The organism is Rhizobium sp. BT04 (assembly GCF_030053135.1).
Lineage (GTDB): Bacteria > Pseudomonadota > Alphaproteobacteria > Rhizobiales > Rhizobiaceae > Rhizobium > Rhizobium binxianense.
This window is the reverse complement of record NZ_CP125653.1, coordinates 495,691-514,653: the sequence shown is the minus strand read 5'-3', so window position 1 is coordinate 514,653 and position 18,963 is coordinate 495,691. Positions and strand designations below refer to the sequence as shown.

Annotated in this window: 20 protein-coding genes; 17 read left to right on the top strand and 3 right to left on the bottom strand. The window is 59.6% G+C overall.

What is annotated here, in order from left to right; translation table 11 throughout:
• The first annotated feature begins 14 nt into the window (after window positions 1-14).
• The 3 genes from QMO82_RS33590 (at window position 15) to QMO82_RS33580 (ending at window position 2,937) form a co-directional block, all read left to right on the top strand.
• Window positions 15-566 carry an OsmC family protein gene (locus QMO82_RS33590; protein WP_183608958.1) on the top strand — a complete coding sequence of 184 codons (552 nt, stop codon included), beginning with the start codon at window positions 15-17 and terminating at the stop codon, window positions 564-566.
• A gap of 226 nt (window positions 567-792) precedes the next feature.
• Window positions 793-1,821 carry an NADP-dependent oxidoreductase gene (locus tag QMO82_RS33585; protein ID WP_183608957.1) on the top strand — a complete coding sequence of 343 codons (1,029 nt, stop codon included), beginning with the start codon at window positions 793-795 and terminating at the stop codon, window positions 1,819-1,821.
• Window positions 1,822-1,983: 162 nt separating this feature from the next.
• Window positions 1,984-2,937 (top strand): sulfonate ABC transporter substrate-binding protein, encoded by a 954-nt coding sequence (locus QMO82_RS33580; protein ID WP_183608956.1) that lies wholly within the window; start codon window positions 1,984-1,986, stop codon window positions 2,935-2,937.
• Between the two features lie 94 nt (window positions 2,938-3,031).
• On the opposite strand, the gene QMO82_RS33575 is transcribed toward QMO82_RS33580, so the two are convergent.
• Both QMO82_RS33575 and QMO82_RS33570 read right to left on the bottom strand, forming a co-directional pair.
• On the bottom strand, window positions 3,032-3,550 hold the full coding sequence (locus tag QMO82_RS33575; protein WP_246718345.1) for a hypothetical protein: 519 nt from the start codon (window positions 3,548-3,550) through the stop codon (window positions 3,032-3,034).
• Window positions 3,551-3,629: 79 nt separating this feature from the next.
• Complete coding sequence (locus QMO82_RS33570; protein WP_183608955.1) at window positions 3,630-4,382, bottom strand: SDR family NAD(P)-dependent oxidoreductase; 753 nt, start codon at window positions 4,380-4,382, stop codon at window positions 3,630-3,632.
• A 258-nt stretch (window positions 4,383-4,640) separates the two neighbouring features.
• Here QMO82_RS33570 and QMO82_RS33565 point away from each other — a divergent pair, with 258 nt between their 5' ends.
• From QMO82_RS33565 to QMO82_RS33500, 14 genes are all read left to right on the top strand, one after another.
• Window positions 4,641-5,057, top strand: coding sequence for a MarR family winged helix-turn-helix transcriptional regulator (locus tag QMO82_RS33565; RefSeq protein ID WP_246807258.1), 417 nt, complete (start codon window positions 4,641-4,643; stop codon window positions 5,055-5,057).
• A 267-nt stretch (window positions 5,058-5,324) separates the two neighbouring features.
• Window positions 5,325-5,522: a hypothetical protein gene (locus tag QMO82_RS33560; RefSeq protein WP_183608953.1), complete on the top strand. Its 198-nt coding sequence runs from the start codon at window positions 5,325-5,327 to the stop codon at window positions 5,520-5,522.
• 13 nt (window positions 5,523-5,535) lie between these two features.
• Window positions 5,536-5,727 (top strand): hypothetical protein, encoded by a 192-nt coding sequence (locus QMO82_RS33555; protein WP_183608952.1) that lies wholly within the window; start codon window positions 5,536-5,538, stop codon window positions 5,725-5,727.
• Window positions 5,728-6,056: 329 nt separating this feature from the next.
• Window positions 6,057-6,773, top strand: coding sequence for a hypothetical protein (locus QMO82_RS33550; RefSeq protein WP_183609069.1), 717 nt, complete (start codon window positions 6,057-6,059; stop codon window positions 6,771-6,773).
• A 169-nt stretch (window positions 6,774-6,942) separates the two neighbouring features.
• Window positions 6,943-7,869 (top strand): transcriptional regulator, encoded by a 927-nt coding sequence (locus tag QMO82_RS33545; RefSeq protein ID WP_179874030.1) that lies wholly within the window; start codon window positions 6,943-6,945, stop codon window positions 7,867-7,869.
• Between the two features lie 209 nt (window positions 7,870-8,078).
• Window positions 8,079-9,587 (top strand): alpha-N-arabinofuranosidase, encoded by a 1,509-nt coding sequence (locus QMO82_RS33540; RefSeq protein ID WP_183608951.1) that lies wholly within the window; start codon window positions 8,079-8,081, stop codon window positions 9,585-9,587.
• Window positions 9,588-9,769: 182 nt separating this feature from the next.
• Window positions 9,770-11,674, top strand: a complete 1,905-nt coding sequence (locus QMO82_RS33535; protein ID WP_183608950.1) for an ABC transporter substrate-binding protein — start codon at window positions 9,770-9,772, stop codon at window positions 11,672-11,674.
• Between the two features lie 113 nt (window positions 11,675-11,787).
• Entirely contained in the window at window positions 11,788-12,792 is a 1,005-nt protein-coding gene (locus tag QMO82_RS33530; protein ID WP_183608949.1) for an ABC transporter permease, read from the top strand.
• 3 nt (window positions 12,793-12,795) lie between these two features.
• Window positions 12,796-13,653, top strand: coding sequence for an ABC transporter permease (locus QMO82_RS33525; protein WP_183608948.1), 858 nt, complete (start codon window positions 12,796-12,798; stop codon window positions 13,651-13,653).
• A 1-nt stretch (window position 13,654) separates the two neighbouring features.
• Window positions 13,655-14,644 carry an ABC transporter ATP-binding protein gene (locus QMO82_RS33520; protein WP_183608947.1) on the top strand — a complete coding sequence of 330 codons (990 nt, stop codon included), beginning with the start codon at window positions 13,655-13,657 and terminating at the stop codon, window positions 14,642-14,644.
• Entirely contained in the window at window positions 14,641-15,453 is an 813-nt protein-coding gene (locus QMO82_RS33515; RefSeq protein WP_183608946.1) for an ABC transporter ATP-binding protein, read from the top strand. Before QMO82_RS33520 ends, QMO82_RS33515 begins: the two co-directional genes overlap by 4 nt.
• A 114-nt stretch (window positions 15,454-15,567) precedes the next feature.
• Window positions 15,568-16,293 (top strand): DUF2726 domain-containing protein, encoded by a 726-nt coding sequence (locus QMO82_RS33510; protein ID WP_183608945.1) that lies wholly within the window; start codon window positions 15,568-15,570, stop codon window positions 16,291-16,293.
• Between the two features lie 90 nt (window positions 16,294-16,383).
• Window positions 16,384-17,256, top strand: a complete 873-nt coding sequence (locus tag QMO82_RS33505; protein WP_183608944.1) for a hypothetical protein — start codon at window positions 16,384-16,386, stop codon at window positions 17,254-17,256.
• A 1-nt stretch (window position 17,257) separates the two neighbouring features.
• Entirely contained in the window at window positions 17,258-17,755 is a 498-nt protein-coding gene (locus QMO82_RS33500) for a hypothetical protein (protein ID WP_097616445.1), read from the top strand.
• Window positions 17,756-17,903: 148 nt separating this feature from the next.
• On the opposite strand, the gene QMO82_RS33495 is transcribed toward QMO82_RS33500, so the two are convergent.
• The gene (locus QMO82_RS33495) at window positions 17,904-18,815 is read right to left on the bottom strand and encodes an HNH endonuclease (protein WP_097616446.1); all 912 of its coding nucleotides are present in this window, start codon (window positions 18,813-18,815) and stop codon (window positions 17,904-17,906) included.
• Window positions 18,816-18,963 lie beyond the last annotated feature (148 nt).

Here is an 18,963-nt window from a genome sequence, read left to right as displayed (position 1 = left end):
GAATACCAGCAGCAATGACAACTTTGAATGAATACCTCCGGCAAAAGCGCGAAGCGCTCCTCGATCGGCGGGCGCGCGTCAAAACGGGCGAACTCAGCGCGGTCACCTTGAAAGCCAGTGCGAGCGCCGAGGGCCGCAGCGGCGTGCGGCGCATCCGAATTCGGGATTTTCAGGTCATTTCCGACAGCCCGCCCGATTTCGCCGGTTACAATCTGGGTCCGTCGTCCCCGGAACTGCTTCTCGGCGCGCTTTCGAGCTGCCTGACCCACACCTTTTTGATCCATGCATCCGACCAGGGCGTACCGCTGGAATCGCTGCACGCGGAAGTCTCCGCCACGATCGATCCGCGCGCCGGCGCGGAAGGACATGAAGATATTCCCGTCTATCCCCAGGACATCAGCTACATCGTCACGCTGGTCTCTCCCGCAAGTACCGCCGATATCGCCAGACTGCAGGCGACCGTGGAAAAACTCTGCCCGATCCTCAATCTCCTGAAGCGCGGCAACGAGGTGCGCGGGCAGTTGGATCACCGGCAACCCGGTCACCACACAGCAAGCGCCGACTGATAGCCCATGGCGTCATGCGCCGGCACGTGCTCTTGACTTCGTCTCGTTTGCGGAAACCATCGGTTCCGTGCCGGCGGCGCCGCTCGCAAAATCGAGCTCGATGAGCGATTTCCGAGGGCGCCGCGGCAAACGCACGGTCGACAAACCGGGGCTGCGCGCCATCTGCGCCACTACGGCCCTGATGGCCAAATTCCTAGTACATCAGAATCAGAAGAGGAACGCATCCATGACCGGTCAACCCGTTGCCACCCGCATCGTTCTTGCATCGCGCCCGTCCGGGAAGCCGGTGGCGGCGAATTTCCGGCTCGAGCGGGAGGCGGTCCGGGAGCTCACCGAGGGCGAGGTTCTTCTCCAGACGCTTTATCTTTCCCTTGATCCCTACATGCGGGGCCGCATGGACGACACCAAGTCCTATGCCAAGCCGGTCGACATCGGCGGCGTGATGGAAGGGGGCACGGTTGCGCGCATCGCACGCAGCCGCAACACGGCGTTCAAGGCGGGGGATATCGTCCTGTCGCATTCCGGCTGGCAGAGCTATGCGATTTCAAATGGGACGGACTTGCGGAAACTCGATCCGGAAACCGCACCGGTCACGACGGCACTCGGCATTCTTGGAATGCCCGGCTTCACGGCCTATGCCGGGCTTCGCAACATCGGCAAACCCAAAGCCGGCGAAACGCTTGTGGTTGCGGCAGCGAGCGGCGCGGTTGGCTCGGCAGTCGGGCAGATGGCAAAGATTAACGGTGCGCGTGTCGTCGGAATCGCAGGCGGATCCGAGAAATGTGACTATGTACACCAGGAGCTCGGCTTCGATGCCGCCATAGACCACCATTCGAGCGATTTTCCGGCACAACTCGCCGCCGCTTGTCCGAACGGCATCGATGTCTATTTCGAGAATGTCGGCGGCCATGTCTGGAGCGCGGTGTTTCCATTGCTGAACGACTTCGCGCGCATACCGGTCTGCGGGCTCATCGCGCATTACAACGAGGGATCCTCTGTCTCGAGCGGAGGGGATCAGCTTCCTGCGGTGATGCGTGCCATCCTGCGGAAAAGTCTCACCATCCGCGGCTTCATCCAGCGCGAGTTTGCCGATCAGCGTCCTGACTTCTATCACCAGGCCGGAGCGTGGATCTCCGAAGGGCGGCTCAAGTATAAGGAGGATATCGTTGACGGACTTGAAACAGCTCCGGAGGCTTTCCTTGGCCTTCTGGAAGGCAAGAATTTCGGAAAGCTGATCGTGCGCGTCGCACCGTGAAACATCGCCCTGGCGTGATTTCTTGCCAGGTGCGGTTCTTTTTGCTCGCTGCCGGAACAGAACAAAAAAGCGAATCCCGCAGAAGCGGATGCCGGAGCACGTATATTCTATGAAAAATATAGAGACGCTTTAATTTAGCCTCATCTCATTCCGGAGGCTATGATGAAGATCACAAGACGCGCTTTCACAGCGGTGGTGGCAGGCGCCATCGCGACACCTTTGACGCATGTTCGACTGGCCGGCGCGGCTGATAAGGTCGTGCGTATCGGCTACCAGAAATATGGAACGCTGGTGCTTCTCAAAGGCAAGGGGACGCTGGAGAAGAAACTGGAATCCATCGGCTATACGGTTGAATGGACCGAATTTCCGGGCGGTCCCCAGTTGCTCGAGGCCCTGAACGCCGGTGCCGTCGATTTCGGATCGACCGGCGAAACGCCGCCGATCTTCGCCCAGGCCGCGAACGCGCCGCTCGTCTACATCGCCCACGAGCCGCCCGCCCCGCGCGGCGAAGCCATCCTTGTTCCGAAGGACAGCCCCATCAAATCAGTCGCGGAGCTGAAGGGCAAGAAGGTCGCCTTCAACAAGGGCTCGAACGTGCATTACCTGCTCGTCAAGGCGCTGGAAGAAGCCGGCTTGACCTATGAGGATGTGGAGCCAACCTTCCTCGCCCCGGCCGACGGCCGCGCAGCCTTCGAAAAGGGCGCGGTCGATGCGTGGGTCATTTGGGATCCCTTCCAGGCAGCGGCGGAAGTGGCGATCGAAGCGCGCGAGCTCAGAAACGGCGAGGGCATCGTTCCCAATCACCAGTTCTATCTCGGCACCAAGACCTTGGTCGACGGCCACGCCGAGGCGATCGATGTCTTGATCGGGGCTATTTCCGAGATCGATGAATGGACCAAGTCCGACACCGCGGCTGCGGCTGCGGAGCTATCACCATCGGTCGGCATCCCCAAACCTGTGCTCGTCAAGGCGCTCGAGCGCCAGTCCTACGGGGTCAAAAGCCTGGATGACACTGTCGTCGCGCAACAGCAGAGCATCGCCGACACCTTTTTCAAACTCAAACTCATTCCCAAGCAGGTGACGATTGCGGACGTTGTCCGCAAGGGCAAGGCGTGATGCTTATCGTCAAGATCTGAGCTGCCGCCTCCGGCGAAAAGCCGGCGAGGCCTTTCGTGAGATTCGGCCATGGTGTCGAATCTCACGCTAGCCGCTAATCACTTCTCGAAAGCCGCCATCGGGAGGTGACTTCGGTGATCACGCGCCGCAGCCGTGCGCCCGTCAGCCGCTCTTGCCGCAGCAGCTCGGACGCAACTGCCTCTATTACCGACCAGTATTTGCTGACGATGAGCTTCGTCTCAATCTCCAGCAATTGGAGATGAGCATCGATCAGGCTCCGGTGCATGGCGCCATGGAGGGTGACCAACAGAGTATTCACAGCGAGACGATCATTTGCGCTGTGCCTGTGGTCCACGCTGGAAGGATCAAAAAGCCTTTGCGCAATCTCCCCGGCCAACGCCACCCGGATATTCCGCTCGGCGGCAAGACGCGTCCGTGCTGATTGAGGACTGAAACTCAGGTCGCCCGGTCTCAGGCTGTCCTGATGGATCACATATCCGGCGTTTTCCGGGTCCGCCGCGATCGAAGCGGAGTAAATCGTAAGCCGCTGGGTCCATGCCGTCACGGCATGACCCGCCTCGTGATATGCCGCCAACTCTTGAAGCTCACGCATTGGAGAACCCGTGTATCTCCACCTCGCCGAACGAACCCTTCGCATAGCAGAAGTCAGGAATTTTGCGAAACCGGCAGCACTACCGCGCCAGGTGCGCGCCGCCATTGACCGGTATGACCTGGCCGGTGATGTGTCCGGCTCCCGATGAGGCGAGAAAGGCCACAGTAGCCACGACATCGTCTGGCCGTCCGGCCCGTTTGGTGAAGGTCGCCTCAACGAGGTGCGCGCGGCGCGCGTCGGTCAGTTTGCCGTGAAAGAACTCCGTGCTCTCGATAAGCCCTGGCGCGACAACATTGGCGGTGATGTGCCGATGCCCGAGTGAACGTGCCAGATCGCTGGTCCATGCTTCGATCGCCGCTTTGGCCGCCCCGTAAGACCCTCCTCCGCCGGTACGACCGGCAATCGATCCGATCGTGACGATGCGCGCGTTCTCGGCAAGACGATCTTCGATCGCCTCCGTCACAAGGACGGCCGACAAGACGTTGGCGTCGAAGTTTGCACGCCAGCGTGCGGCAATTTGGCCTAACCTATCCGCCGGCCTCGGTGTCGCCATCGGGTCTCGTGACTCCGGGCGCGCCAGATCGGTATTGCCGCCCGCGCAATTGACGAGCACATCGACTTTGGCCGGAAATCTGTCGAGGGCTTCGGCGACTGCCAGAGGGTCCGAGGCGTCGAAGGCGACGGCTGTCGCTCCGACTGCAATTCCCACCTCCTCCAGCAAGGCGGCGCGTCTCCCGGTTATGAAAACACGATCGCCTTCGGCAGCAAAATGGATGGCGCAAGCGCGTCCGATGCCCGAAGCCCCGCCGGTGATGACAACGGTTCTCGACATTTTTGGGCCTTGCTCCTGGATGGAAAGATCTTTGACACAGGTTATGTTTAGATCTAAACAATATATATGTCAAACAATGATAGCCACAACGAGGCACTGCAAAGAGCAGCCGCCCCCGACGAAACCGATCTGATTCAACGAGAATGGGCGGTCGCGCGGCCGGACCTGCCGGTCCGGTCAATCGGTGTCATCACTCGCATCTGGCGCATCGCAAAACTGCTTTCTGACGATCGACGCCGGACGATGAACCAACTGGGCATGGAACCGGCGATCCGCGATCTTTTGGCAAATCTCCGGCGATCCGGCCCTCCCTATCGGCTTCGGGTAAGCGAGTTGGCAGCCCGTTGCAGCGTGAGCAAGGGAGCGATCACACAGCGGGTCGAGCGAGCAGAGGCTGCCGGGTTGGTTCGCAGTACCAGCGCTCGCGCCATGACCACCGACGATCATAACAACCGGCCAAGTTCGACGGCCGGCGATCAACGGGCCGTCTGGATTGAACTCACACCGCAAGGCAAGGAATTGGTCGAGACGACCGTCGACGCCCTTCTCCGCCATGAGGATGCACTTGTCGCAGAACTGGGCGACGAGGAGATCACCGCCCTGTCGAACACTCTGCGGCGGCTTCTCCATCATCTCGAAAAGCGCGAAGGCAAGACGGGAAGGTCGGGCTCTTAGCCAGAGGTTTCGCAACGAATTCCGGCTGCGCGATGACGAAGACGCCGAGCGCAACCTTGCGGATCCCTTGGGAAGAAGGCATCGACGCAGCGATGCGCCGTCCTACGTGTATATTAGAATTATTTTCTCCGATTACGGGATTCATTTGGTATCGATCGGAATGGTCATCCCCATCGCCCACAGATATAATCTATTAAATCGATAGACTATATCTGTGCCCCTGCCCGAATGCGCTTCGCCAAAGGGCCGATTTATCGGATGGTTGCAATGGTCAAACAGGTGATCGAATACGCCGGCGTTCCCGTCGGTATCGTCGTTCCCGACAAGGACTCGCTGAAATTCATCGCCGTGAAGTTTCATGTGCATGACCTCGACGGCCAGCACTTTGCCTCGCCGTCGGACGTGCTCAGGGCAATCCACACACTGATGTCGGCGCCACAGCCCGGCGTTCGTCGCGCGGCCTGATCGGAGAGACATCATGGGCAGACTACGCCAATTCTTCCGGCTCTCGGCGCTGCGCGACGATCTCGAAACGCGGTTGCTTGCCCGAGAGTATCGCGCCCTGCTGCTGGACGACCATTTCGAGGACGGCACGGATCGGGAACTCCAATCGCGATGCGCCGACCTCTGCAGCGAAATTTCGTCACGCCACTACCGGCATCGCTATTGAAGGGCAGGCCGAGGCCGCCGCCCCTCAATCCCTCCGCACATTGACGCTGCAGGCGGCCACCCAATCAGGCATGCGCCCACAGGCAAACAGCCACAAGCTCCATCTCTCAGCCGTCAGGTCGGCGGGATCGACAACAAAGACGCTGTCACGTTCAACCAGGACCATATTGCATGCAAAACAGATTTTTCGCCCAGGCAACCCCGGCATTGCGAACCATGGTGAGGGCAGCCGTTCTCGCTGTTACCATTCCATTTGCATTCCAGCATACGGCGCTGGCAGCCGAAAAGGTGCTTCTGTCCTACGAGGCAACCCCTTCCGCAGGCTTCCATCTGCCGCGGCTTGCTGAGGCCAGCTATGACGATCGAGCGACATTTTCCGCCGAAGTGCTCAAAGAGATCGTGCCGAAGATCATCACAGCCAATGGCCTCGACCCCGAGGCCTTGGAGACAGAGGTAACACCCGGCGGGTATCTGCTCAAAACCAATGCGTCGCTTCAGACCGAGGGAGATCTCGATGACGCCACGGCTGATCGGCTTGCCGGTTCGCTCGGCTACGTCTTCCGTCAATATAGCGTCCTTGCCTCCCGCCTTGACGATACGACAGGCAAAACCGGCTTTGTCGTCGTCCGCTTTCCCCAAGACAGCCTCAACGCCACCGTCGCGCAGAAATTCTTCGAGGCGGCGGACGCAACGAAAAAAGGCCTGGGCGGCGGTTACACCGCCTTCGGAGATGAGCAGATCTTCCTCAATGTAACGAATTCCGAAGGAAAGCCGTACAGCGGCCTTGATGACGCGGCCTTCCAGGAGGGCCTGAAACGCACCGCCGCATCGTTTGCCGATCCGAAACCGGAAGTGTCTTCCTCCGGCAAGGCAACCGCACGCTTCATCGGCAATGATTGGGAGAAGTCGAAACAAGGCGAGGACTATCAAAGCCTGCTCGGCGGAGCGGACGGCGAATTGGTGAAAAAGCTCGACGAGATCGGCCGGGATTATGCATCCCTCGTCGCCAAGACCGCTGAAAGCAAAGGCTGGAACCGCGACCAATGAGACCGTGCGGGCGGCCCCGCGCAAGCCGCTGACCGTCTCTAGGCCTTCTCCACTCTCGCAAGCGCCCTGATCGCGGTCAATTTCGACGGCAATCATCAAACGGCAAGCGCTCCTCCCTTGATGTATCATTATTTCCGATATACATCATTTCATCGGGTCATATGGGGGAATGATGGAACGTTCGTTTTTGACGATCGCCGCCGGCGAGAATAGCGAGGCAATACGGGCGCTTTCGGCACCGGCGCGGATCGAGATTCTCAAGCTGCTCTGCGCCAAGGGGCCGATGAATATCAATGATATCGCGCGGGCCCTTTCCCTCCCCCAATCCACCGTCGCCACCGGCATCCAGATCCTGGAAGACGCCCGGCTGGTCGACTCGCAGCTGGCCAAGGCGCGCAAGGGAAACCAGAAGATCTGCTCGGCGATCTACAGCGAAATCCTGATCAGCTTCGAGGAAAGTGCCGCCCAGAGGGCGAACAATATTATCGAAGTCGAGATGCCGGTCGGGCTTTACACCAGCTGCGATGTGCATGCGCCCTGCGGTCTCTGCTCCACCGAAAGTGTCATCGGCCCACTCGATGTGCCCGACTATTTCCTCGATCCGCAGCGCATGCAGGCCGGGCTGGTGTGGTTCGGCAGGGGCTATGTCGAATATAAATTCCCCAACAATGCCAAGGTGTTGAACAAGGATATCCGCGCCATCGAATTTTCGCTGGAGCTGTCGTCCGAGGTGCCCGGCACCAATCCGGACTGGCCCTCCGACATCACGCTCTGGGTCAACGGCATGGCGATCGGCACCTGGACGTCGCCGGGCGATTACGGCGACAAGCGCGGCGCCTTCACGCCGGCCTGGTGGAAGCTCGAAGGCTCGCAATACGGGACGATGAAGACCTGGCGGATCTCGACGCGCGGCACCTTCATCGACGGCATCGCCGCCTCGAATGTCACGCTCAGCGATCTCGCCCTTGCCCAGCATTCCTCCATCCGGCTCAGGGTCGGCATCGGCGAAAATGCCGGCCATACCGGCGGCGTCAATATTTTTGGCCGCGGTTTCGGAAATCATGGCCGCGACATCATCATGCGGCTGCATGTCTGAGCAAACGATATCGGAAATCCTGATTTCAATATTGCACTTCTTTTTCACATCAGCATCATCTGAAATATATCAAACTACTGTAATAAAACGATTTTTCTGAAAATCGCATTAGTATGATTAAAGATGCGACTTGGTTGACAGCACGACATTCCTGATATCAAGTTAAGGGCAAGAAAACAAAAATTCTGATACATAAACGGGAGGATCCGTTGAAGACGAATGTCGTTGCCCACCGCGATTTCCGCATCGCGACCATTGACGCCAGGCTCTACAGCTCGTTTCTCGAGCATCTCGGCAGAGCGATCTACGGCGGCATCTATGAGCCCGGACATCCGACAGCCGACGAGGACGGCTTTCGCCGCGACGTGCTCGATCTGGTGCGCGAACTCGATACGCCCTACTGCCGTTATCCCGGCGGCAATTTCGTCTCGGCCTATAATTGGGAAGACGGCGTCGGCCCGCGTTCCGAGCGCCCGGTGCGCCTCGATCTCGCCTGGCGCACCCGCGAGGCCAACCAGATCGGCGTCAACGAATTCGTCGACTGGTGCAAGAAGGCCAATACCAAGCCGATGCTCGCCGTCAATCTGGGATCGCGCGGCCTCGACGCCGCCCGCAATTTCCTCGAATATTGCAATCATCCCGGCGGCACCTATTGGTCGGATCTGCGCCGCAAGCACGGCTGGTCCAATCCGCACGATGTCAAATTGTGGTGCCTCGGCAACGAGATGGACGGCCCCTGGCAGGTCGGCCACAAATCGGCCTATGAATATGGCCGGCTGGCGGATGAGACGGCCAAAGCCATGCGCGGCTTCGACAAGTCGCTCGAACTCGTGGTCTGCGGCTCGTCCAATTCCGATATGAAGACCTATCCCGATTGGGAAGCCCAGGTGCTCGAGCAGTGCTATGACAGCGCCGACCATATCTCGCTGCATATGTATTTTGCCAACCGCGAGAAAAACACCCTCAACTATCTCGCCCGCGCCACCAAGCTCGACCGCTACATCACCACGATCGGCGGCGTGATCGACTATATCAAGGCGAAGAAACGCTCGAAGAAGACGATCGGCATTTCCTTCGACGAATGGAACGTCTGGTATCATTCCAACCAGCAGGACAAGGAGATCCTGGCGCGCGACGAGTGGCCGGATGCACCGCATCTCTTGGAAGACGTCTATAATTTCGAGGACGTGCTGCAGGTCGGCGGCATCCTGAACACCTTCATCCGCCGCTCCGACCGGGTGCGCATCGCCTGCATCGCCCAACTCGTCAACGTCATCGCCCCTATCATGACCGAAGACGGCGGTGCGGCCTGGCGCCAGACGATCTATTATCCCTTCTACTACGCCTCCCGATATGGCCGCGGAACGGCGCTGCAGTTGGTCGTCGACGGTCCGACCTATGACAGCGACGAGGAGAACGACGTTCCCTATCTCGACGTCTCGGCGGTTCATTCCGAAGACGGCAGGTCGCTGACCTTCTTTGCCGTCAACCGCCATCCCGATACGGCGCTCGATCTCGATGTCCGGCTGGAAGGCTTTGCCGGCGCCCGCCTGATCGAGCAGGTGGAGATGACCCATGGCGATCTCGAAGCCGTCAATACGGCTCGGCAGCCGAAGACGGTCGCTCCCGTCAATGTCGAGACTGCCAAGATCGAGGACGGACGGGTGCGGGCGGCGCTGAAACCGCTGTCCTACAACGTCATCCGGCTGTCGGTGTGACAGCCGCCGCCGGATAGTCCGGCTCAAGCAATTCGGCTCGACTGCGAGGAGGCAGGCGAGCCGGAGGGATGGTTCACCGAAGCCTCGGGCCTAAAGCCCTGATGCGTCTGCGAACCGACAACCGCGACATGCCCATGCGTGCCCCAGCGGCCGCCGTATCGTCGCTTTCTAGGGAGGAGTTCATGCAACAGTGGAAGAGGCTCGCATTTGGCGTCGCGCTGGCCGCACTCGGCCTGACGGCGGCGGCCAAAGCCGATGACTACACCTCCTTGCCGCGCAAGGAGACGCTCATCGTCGAAAATCCGGAAGGGACGATCAAGAATCCCGGCTGGTTCAACATCTGGGTCAATGGCGGCGGCGGTGTCTCCACCGGCCTGCAGCAGCTGACCATGGATACGCTCTGGTATATCGACCCCGAACAAGGGCTTGGCGGCGCCACCTGGGATAATTCGCTGGCCGCCGACAAGCCGCAATATAATGCCGACTTCACCGAGATGACCGTGAAACTGCGCAAGGGGCTCTTCTGGAGCGACGGCGTCGAATTCACGGCCGATGACGTGGTCTATACCGTCAAGACGCAGATGGATCACCCCGGCATGATCTGGAGTGCTGCCTTCTCGGTGCAGGTGGCAAGCGTCGAGGCGACCGACCCCCAGACCGTGGTGTTCAAGCTGAAGAAGCCGAATTCGCGCTTCCACGCCATCTTCACCGTGCGCTGGAACGGCGCCTGGATCATGCCGAAGCACGTGTTCGAGAAAGTCGAAGATCCGCTTCGTTATGATTTCGCCAATCCCGTCTCGCTCGGCGCCTATAAGCTGAAGTCCTACGATCCGCAGGGCAAATGGTATACCTGGGAGAAGCGCGACGACTGGCAGCGGACCTCGCTTGCCCGTTTCGGCGAGCCGGCCCCGAAATATGTGACCTATACCGATCCCGGCCCGCCGGATAAACGCACCATCGCCCAGCTCGAGCACAATCTCGATATCATTCACGACAATACGCCGGAGGGCATGTTCACCCTCAAGGAGAAATCCAAGACCATCGAGACCTGGTTCCCGGGCTTCCCCTTTGCCCATCCGGATCCGACGCTGCCCGCGGTCATCTTCAACAATCAGAATCCGCCATTCGACAATGCCGATGTGCGCTGGGCGCTTGCCCTGTTGATCGACATCAAGGCCGTCGACATGGCGAGCTACCGCGGGGCGGCGACGCTCTCGGCGCTCGGCGTGCCGCCGACGGCGGCCACGATGAAAGACTATCAGGCGCCGATGCAGGATTGGCTGAAGGATTTCGAGATCGATACCGGCAAACAGAAGATCAAGCCGTACGATCCGACGATCGGCCAGCAGATCGCCGATATCCTGCGCAAGCAGCCGAAGTTCAAGGACCAGATCCCGACCGACCCGGCGGCGATCAGCGGTGCCTTCGGCTATGGCTGGTGGAAACCGGATCCGAAGGCGGCCGGCGAACTGCTTGAGAAGGCAGGCTTCAAGAAATCCGGCGGCAAATGGCTGACCCCTGATGGACAGCCCTTCAAGATCCGGATGACGGTGGAAGGCGACACGCGCTCGGTCTTCACCCGCGCCGGAACCCTGATTGCGCAGCAATGGGCGGCCTTCGGCATCGACGCCAAAGCCGTACCTGCCGCGAAACTGTGGCAGGTGGCGCTGCAGCCCGGCGATTTCCAGGTGGCGATCGCCTGGAGCGTCGAGACCTGGGGCGGCGATCCCGACCTGTCTTTCTTCCTCGACAGCTGGCACTCGCAGTTCGTGGCGAAGAAGGGTGACAACCAGCCGCCGCGCAACTGGCAGCGCTGGAGCAATCCGGAGCTCGACAAGATCATCGAAAGCATTCGCGGCATCAGCGCCGACGATCCCAAGGGCGTCGAGCTCGGCAAGGATTATCTGAAGCTGGTGGCCAAGGAAATGCCGACGATCCCGCTGATGTCCTATAACGTCTTCACCTCGATGGATACGACCTATTGGACCGGCTATCCGACGATATCGGATCCCTATACCGATCCGGTGCCGAATTGGGCCAACTCCAGGCTGATGATGGTCAAGCTGAAGCCGGCACAACCGAAATAATCCTCCCAACGCCGGCGCGAGTGTTGCGCGCCGGCCCCTTAATCGACGGGCATGTGGCATGTCCGTCGATCCTTTCCACTTGATGAAGGGAACCAGAGAGGAACCACTGCCCTATGACGTCCTATCTGATCTTTGTGCTGAAGCGGTTCGGTCAGTTTCTGCTTGTCGTCTTTCTCGGTGTCACGATCACCTTCTTCGTCACCCACCTGACCCCGATCGACCCGGTCGAAGAAAGCATAGGCGCCATCACCCAGATGGGTCAGTCCGACCCCAATGCGATCGAACTGATGCGCCAGTCGCTGCGCGAACTCTACGGAATGGAAGGCTCGATCTGGCAGCAGTACCTGCATTTCTGGCTGCGGCTGGCGACCGGCGATCTCGGCCCCTCGCTCTCGGCTTTTCCCACACCCGTCTCCACCATCATCCTGCGGTCGCTGCCCTGGACGATCGGGCTGATGACGGTGTCGACGCTGATCACCTTCGTGCTCGGCAACGCGATCGGCGCGCTCGCCGGTTATTACCGCAAGGACATGGTGTTGAAGGCCGTCAGCCTCGTCTTCATCGCCCTGCTGCCCATTCCCTATTATATCCTCGCCTTCGTGCTGCTGATCGTCTTCGGCTATCTCTGGCCGGTGCTGCCGATCAATGGCGGCTACGAGATGAACGCCAATCTCGACCTCTCCTTTGCCCTGGTCTTCGATATCCTCAAACACTCCATCCTGCCGGCCCTGTCGCTGATCCTGGTCGGCGCCGGCAGCTGGCTGATCGGCATGCAGGCGCTGGTGTCCAACATCATCACCGACGATTACGTCGTCTTCGCCGAGCTTGGCGGCGTGCCGAAGCGAAAGATCCTGCGCTCCTATATCGCCCGCAATGCCATGGTGCCGCAGTTCACCGGGCTTGCCATGTCGCTCGGCGCGATCTTCAACGGCACGGTCATCACCGAAATCGTCTTCGGCTATCCCGGCATCGGCAACCTGCTGATCGAAGCGGTGCATGCCGGCGACTACAGCCTGGTGCTCGGCCTCAGTGCCCTGTCGATCGTCGGCGTCGCCGCCGCCGTCTTCATCATCGACATTCTGAGCCCGCTGATCGATCCGCGCATCAAGGTGGAATAGGCCATGTTTACCATCATCCGCGACCTCGCCCGCCAGAATATGGAATTCCTCTGCGGCCTGCTGCTCTTTGCCGTCATCGTCGGCTTCGTCATCTTGTCGTATTTCTCGCCCTACGGCGCGACAGACATCTATCTGCTGCCGCCCGACATGCCGCCCGACGGCGACTATTGGCTGGGCACGACCTCGCGCGGCCAGGACGTTTTCTGGCAGCTGACGACCGCGCTGCGCAACACCCTGTTTTTCGGCATCGGCGTCGCCTTCATTTCACGCATCATCTCGCTGGTCGTCGGCCTGGTCGCCGGTTACGCCGGCGGCGCGGTCGACCGGGTGCTGATGGCGATCAACGACAGCGTCATGGTCATCCCGCAATTTCCGCTGCTGATCCTGTTTTACTTTGTGCTGAAGGACAGCATGACCTGGACGGCGCTGATCGTCATCATGGCCGCGCTCGGCTGGTCCTATGACGCACGCCTCATCCGTTCGGTGGCGATCAGCCTGAAGACAAGATCCTTCACCACCCAGAGCGTCTATTCCGGCATGAGCATGCGCAAGATCCTCGTCGAGGAGCACCTGCCCTATGTGCTGCCGATCGTCTTTGCCACGACGATGAACAACATGATCTGGTCGATCGGCATGGAGATCACCCTGTCGGTGCTGGGGTTCACCGACATCGAGACGCCGACCATGGGCATGATGATCTACTGGGCCAATGCGCACTCGGCGCTGATCTCGGGCATATGGTGGTGGGTGGCCGCCCCCGTCGCCGTGATCGTCATTCTCTTCCTGGCGCTCTTCCTGCTGTCGATGTCGATGAACGAATACAATGATCCGCGCAGCCGGCTCAACCGGATGGGAAGTTAGTATGGAGAATTTGGTCGAAATCCAGAATCTGAAAGCCTATTACCGCGCCTTCCTCTACGGCGTCGATCGCGAGGTGCGAGCCGTCGACGATATCAGCCTGACCATCGGCCGCGGCGAGGTCTACGGCGTTGCCGGTGAATCGAGCAGCGGCAAGACGACGCTGATCAAGACCATCGCCGGCGCCATCCGGCCGCCGCTCCGGGTCGTGTCGGGCACCGTCAAATTCCATTTCGGCGGCGGCACCCAGGATATCTACGCGATGAAGCCGGATGAGCGCATGGCGCTGCGCTGGAAGCATCTCTCCTATATCATGCAGGGCTCGATGAATGTGCTCAATCCGGTGCGCCGGATCCGCCATTCCTTCACCGATTTCGCCTTTCGCCACATGACGGTGAGCAAACAGGTCTTTTTCGAAAAGGTCGCCGCTCACCTGCAAAGGCTGAAGCTCGACCCGCATCTGCTCGACGCCTATCCGCACGAACTGTCAGGCGGCATGCGCCAGCGCATGACCATTGCGCTTGCCACCATCCTGACGCCGGAGTTCATCATCGCCGACGAACCGACCACCGCGCTCGACGTGATCGTGCAGCGCGACGTGCTGTCGATGATCCGCGACATCCAGCGCGAGATGGGCTCGTCCTTCCTGTTCGTCACCCATGATATGGGGGTGCACGCGACGGTCTCCGACCGCATCGGCATCGTCTATGCCGGCCGTCTCGTCGAGGAGGCGCCGACCGCAAAACTCTTCAGCCTGCCGCTCCACCCCTATACCCAGCACCTGGTCGGCAGCCTGCCGAAGATCGGCGATCCCACGACCCGGCCCTCGCTGGAGGGGCGCCCGCCGAACCTCGCTATGCCGCCGGAAGGCTGCCGCTTTCACCCGCGCTGTCCGAAGCGCATGGAGATTTGCTCACAAAAGGTTCCGCCGCTCGTCACCGTCGCGCCCGAGCGGCGCGTGGCCTGTTTTGCGGTTACGGGAGATCCGGTTTGAGTGCTCTGCTTCGCCTCTCGCACGTCACCAAGGTCTACCGCCAGGGCGGCATGCTCGGCCGGCGCCTGATCACCGCGGTCAGGGATGTCAGCTTCGAACTCGGCGAGGAGCCGGAAATCCTCTCGATCGTCGGCGAATCCGGCTCGGGCAAATCGACGGTCGCGGCGATGATCCTCGGCCAGACCGAGCCGACCGAAGGCGAGTTGCAATTCGCCGGCAAAACCGTCGCCATCCATAGCAGAGCCGAACGCAAGGCCTTCATGAAGGAGGTCCAGCCGGTTCTGCAGAATCCCTTCGAAGCCTTCAACCCGCTGAAGCGGGTCGACCGCTACCTCTTCGAAACCGCCCGTAATTTCTCCGCTAGCGGAAAACGGCCGGACCGCCAGCAGGCCGAGAAGATGGCCGACGCCGCCCTGGTGCATGTCGGCCTTACCCTCGAAGAGGTGAAAGGCCGCTTCCCCCACGAACTCTCCGGCGGCCAGCTGCAGCGCGTCGCCATCGCCCGCGCGCTGATCCCGCAACCCCGCCTGCTGGTCGCCGACGAACCGGTCTCCATGGTCGACGCCTCGCTGCGCATGGCCATCGTCAACCTCTTCGGCCGGTTGAAAAACGAACTCGGTCTTTCGATCATCTACATCACCCACGACCTCGCGACGGCCTATTACGTCAGCGACAACATCATCATCATGCGCAAAGGCGAGATCGTCGAGCGGGGTGGAGCGCGGGCGGTGTTGGATGATCCGCAGCATGAGTATTCAAGGGCGCTGAAGGATGCGGTGCTGGCAGCGGATTTTAGTGCGGTGGGGTGAGTGGGGAGGATAGAGCGAATGCTGCCTCTGTCCCTGAGGGGCCTACTTCTTTTGAATGACTTTCGCACCTGCTCCACGCGTTCTACTATCTTAGCGGGAAATCTGGAGAGGGGCATGCACGATCGCCAAAGGTCGGTGCTATTTGCAGCACCTGGACTGATTATCGGGGCTGCCGCACTAGGCGCTTCGAGCGGTCTAACGATTGCAGATTTCGATAAGCCAGAACTGCTGATCGCCGCCCTGTTTGTCGGTCTCATCATCGGCATGGCCGTCGAGCAGCTCCTGGCCACGACGAGAAAGCAGGCGTGGCGGGAGAGAAACAGGTCGCGCCGGGAGGAAAAGCGCCGCAACGAGCGCGTTAAACCGGGGCCTTGGCTTCCGATGCCAACGGCGGAGCCGATGAGACCAATCGATGCCGCAGATCAACTGCGTATCGTCATGAATTCGCAATTCACCATTCAGTCGTTGCTGAATAAGAGCGAAGCCCGAGTGTTTCGCGAACTCGACAGCATGGTGATCGGCTGCAATTCTTCTTGGCAGGTGATGGCGCAGGTCTCGTTGGGCGAAATCCTTCAAAGCACCGATGCGGCCGCCTACAGGTGCATCAACTCCAAGCGTGTCGACCTACTGCTCGTAGACAGCAATTGCCGACCGCGACACGTCATCGAATACCAGGGCGGAGCGCATCATCAAGGCGCCGCAGCCGCACGCGACGCGGTAAAGAAAGAGGCGCTGCGACGCGCCGGGATCGGCTACCACGAGGTAGTGGCTGGCCAAACGACTCCGTCAGAACTCAGGCGATTGGTCGAGAAATTAGTGGACAAGCCCAGTGCCATCTAACGTGCCCTCGTCACGAATGTCTGCACGGCCGAGCCGCTTTCAATTGAGGAAACGAATTCCTTGGCTTGATCGAATTGAGGTGGCCCCCAGATGATTGCCGATTTCGAGGCTGTTCGCGAAAATCTGTTTCCGGCGAGCCATGAAGCGATCGAGGACTGGGAGGTATTCCCATGGCATTGTGACCGGACCAACCGAATTCAGGCTCACAAGGCGCATTCCTCTCAAGCCATCGCAATCGACGTGTTCGGCACGCTCAAGATGAGCAGAGATCGCGACCGCGTCTTCGACGCCATTGCTGAGAGTATGGGAGTGGCGCCGGACGGTCCATGGTCGATAGCACTCGAGTGGACGGATACCGATCGGCTTCTGAGGGAACCAAGGCCTACACAAGTTGATGTCCTTGCCGTTGGCTCAAAGGCAGCGTTCGTTATCGAGTGCAAGTTTACGGAACCGGGAGGGAAATGTAGCCAAACGGCTGTGTCTCGCTCGGGTAAGCGGCAATGCAACGGACACTACGCTGACCAAATCAACCCGCGTAACGGCGTGCGCTCGCGGTGCGCTCTTGCGGGCAAGGGCATTCGGTACTGGGAATACATCCCTCAGGTGTTCGCACTTAGCCCGGGAGACGACCACACGCCCTGCCCCTTTGCGGGAGACGCCTATCAGTGGATGCGCAACGCCGTGATGGCGGCAGCGATAGGCAAGCACCGCAACCTTCAAACGGCGGCCCTCATAGTCTTTGCCGATCATGCAAGTTTTCCGACGGCGCGGAAGGCGAAGCGAGGTCTGATGGCCCCCAGTCTTTGTGGTCAAGCGGCGATCACGCCGATCTCTTATCAGCAGATCATGGCGATCGCTCGTCACGTCGGCCTGGACCAAGAACTCTGGAACGGCCTTTCTGCGTGGGTCGACCATAAGATCGCAAGGGCCGCGTCGCGACGACCGGACTTTCAAGAGGTGTGAAATGGATGCTGATATTTTGAACCAAGCCTTCTACGACGATGGTGAGTGGGTTTCCTGGTCCGACGTGGAAGAACAACTCCAATACCAGGAGTGGCGAGCGAAATATCCCAATGCGATCAGATCTTTGATTCCGTATTTTGAGGAGCTCTTGTCACTAGCAGAAAGCTACCACCTTGAGACAGGTCGTCATCTCAGTGTGTACGGAGACATAGGAGAACTCTTCGGCGCCATTACCTACGGAATAAGGCTGAACAAGAATTACGCGCAAGGCGCCGATGGTCGGCTTGGCAACGATCATGTTGAGATCAAAACCATCACGCCGTTCAAATCCAAGGACGAGGTTTTCGTAAAGGTGTCAGGCAATTTCAGCAAGTTGCTCGTCGTGAAGATCAATGCGGACTTTGAAGTCTCATCCCGGATGATTGATCGCTCGAAGCTTCCTAAAACGGCTAAACCTCTCTTGAGGATAAGGTGGAGTGATCTGCCTCGCATCGAATGACGGCTTCGCCAGCAAACGCGGATCGGTTCTTTCGTAATCTTCGGAAAAGTAAGGTAAGTTGAAGTCGCGCTCTTGAATGAAACCCTCTTCTCGTCACTCAACCAAACCCGATGCTCGCGCACAACGGTCTTGCCATCGGCAAGCACCGCTACTGCTTGAAACAATTTTGGCGATGCCACTGCAGAAAATGAGGATGGGGCCGCTCGAACGGCCGGGACGGCACGATCGCCCTTCCAGATTTGTTGATCAGTCCTCGGATGCTCTCCGGGTCATTTGCCTGCCGCGAGATTAGAATGTCGAGATCATCCGAGAGGCTTATCAGCCCGCGGTCGAACATCCAGTGTGCAGTGCCAGACAGAGCAATGCCGTTGGTGAGAATGTCGGGCCCATTTGCCTCCACGGGGCGGATATGCGCAGCGTCAACTTCCGCGCGTCCGCCACCATTTATGAGCTTCAGACCAGTAATTGCGCACCGCTTGTCATAAGCGTGTAGAACGAGCCGGCGAAACAGCCGATCGCGAACGATCCGCGACGAGAGCAGTGTAACCCGGTCGCGCTCCTGCTCAAATATGAACGGCGCCTGTGGTCTGTCTTCAAAACCGTCGGCAGCGAGCGTCACTGCCGGCTCACCCAACCGAGGCAGTTCAGGCTCATGCTCGTCCAGGCCAAGCGACACGATGCGATTGAAATCCGCCGCAGATATTGGGCGCACTGCGGCCTGTGCCCTGCCGGAAATCCGCCCCTCCTCATTCAGCACGCCGCGCTCAATGACACCGTCTGGCCCGCTGAACGGAACGGCATTGATGAAATCAAGATAGCTGCCCGGCTCGATGAGTGCCAGATACATATTCGGCGCCTTCGGATCTTGAATGACTTGGGCTACTTTGGCGACGGAAAAATAGCCGCGCGTCGCCGCAACCTTGCGCGGCTCGTAGTAAATGATCCAGTCTCCGAGGCAGGCCTGCACGCGACCGAGATATTGGCTCGGGAACTGATATTGTTCTGCCGGGCTGTCGTCGTAAATCGAATCTGAGCGGTGAATGAAAACCCCGAATCCCATGTTCGATGCGTAACACGTCGAGGTCGGTTCAGATACGGCGTCTGCATTCTGTATTCGAAGAGAATTGATCAGCAACCATTGGTGAAGAACAGTCTCATGCGCTGCTGTCGCCACCAACTGCGTCCAACTCGATCGCAACCGAGATCGC

Excerpts from the sequence above, each read along its gene's own strand:
- QMO82_RS33590 (WP_183608958.1), top strand. The coding sequence starts at position 15 with ATGACAACTTTGAATGAATACCTCCGGCAAAAGCGCGAAGCGCTCCTC.
- QMO82_RS33585 (WP_183608957.1), top strand. The coding sequence starts at position 793 with ATGACCGGTCAACCCGTTGCCACCCGCATCGTTCTTGCATCGCGCCCG.
- QMO82_RS33580 (WP_183608956.1), top strand. The coding sequence starts at position 1,984 with ATGAAGATCACAAGACGCGCTTTCACAGCGGTGGTGGCAGGCGCCATC.
- QMO82_RS33575 (WP_246718345.1), bottom strand. The coding sequence starts at position 3,550 with ATGCGTGAGCTTCAAGAGTTGGCGGCATATCACGAGGCGGGTCATGCC.
- QMO82_RS33570 (WP_183608955.1), bottom strand. The coding sequence starts at position 4,382 with ATGTCGAGAACCGTTGTCATCACCGGCGGGGCTTCGGGCATCGGACGC.
- QMO82_RS33565 (WP_246807258.1), top strand. The coding sequence starts at position 4,641 with ATGGAACCGGCGATCCGCGATCTTTTGGCAAATCTCCGGCGATCCGGC.
- QMO82_RS33560 (WP_183608953.1), top strand. The coding sequence starts at position 5,325 with ATGGTCAAACAGGTGATCGAATACGCCGGCGTTCCCGTCGGTATCGTC.
- QMO82_RS33555 (WP_183608952.1), top strand. The coding sequence starts at position 5,536 with ATGGGCAGACTACGCCAATTCTTCCGGCTCTCGGCGCTGCGCGACGAT.
- QMO82_RS33545 (WP_179874030.1), top strand. The coding sequence starts at position 6,943 with ATGATGGAACGTTCGTTTTTGACGATCGCCGCCGGCGAGAATAGCGAG.
- QMO82_RS33535 (WP_183608950.1), top strand. The coding sequence starts at position 9,770 with ATGCAACAGTGGAAGAGGCTCGCATTTGGCGTCGCGCTGGCCGCACTC.
- QMO82_RS33530 (WP_183608949.1), top strand. The coding sequence starts at position 11,788 with ATGACGTCCTATCTGATCTTTGTGCTGAAGCGGTTCGGTCAGTTTCTG.
- QMO82_RS33525 (WP_183608948.1), top strand. The coding sequence starts at position 12,796 with ATGTTTACCATCATCCGCGACCTCGCCCGCCAGAATATGGAATTCCTC.
- QMO82_RS33520 (WP_183608947.1), top strand. The coding sequence starts at position 13,655 with ATGGAGAATTTGGTCGAAATCCAGAATCTGAAAGCCTATTACCGCGCC.
- QMO82_RS33510 (WP_183608945.1), top strand. The coding sequence starts at position 15,568 with ATGCACGATCGCCAAAGGTCGGTGCTATTTGCAGCACCTGGACTGATT.
- QMO82_RS33505 (WP_183608944.1), top strand. The coding sequence starts at position 16,384 with ATGATTGCCGATTTCGAGGCTGTTCGCGAAAATCTGTTTCCGGCGAGC.
- QMO82_RS33500 (WP_097616445.1), top strand. The coding sequence starts at position 17,258 with ATGGATGCTGATATTTTGAACCAAGCCTTCTACGACGATGGTGAGTGG.
- QMO82_RS33495 (WP_097616446.1), bottom strand. The coding sequence starts at position 18,815 with ATGGGATTCGGGGTTTTCATTCACCGCTCAGATTCGATTTACGACGAC.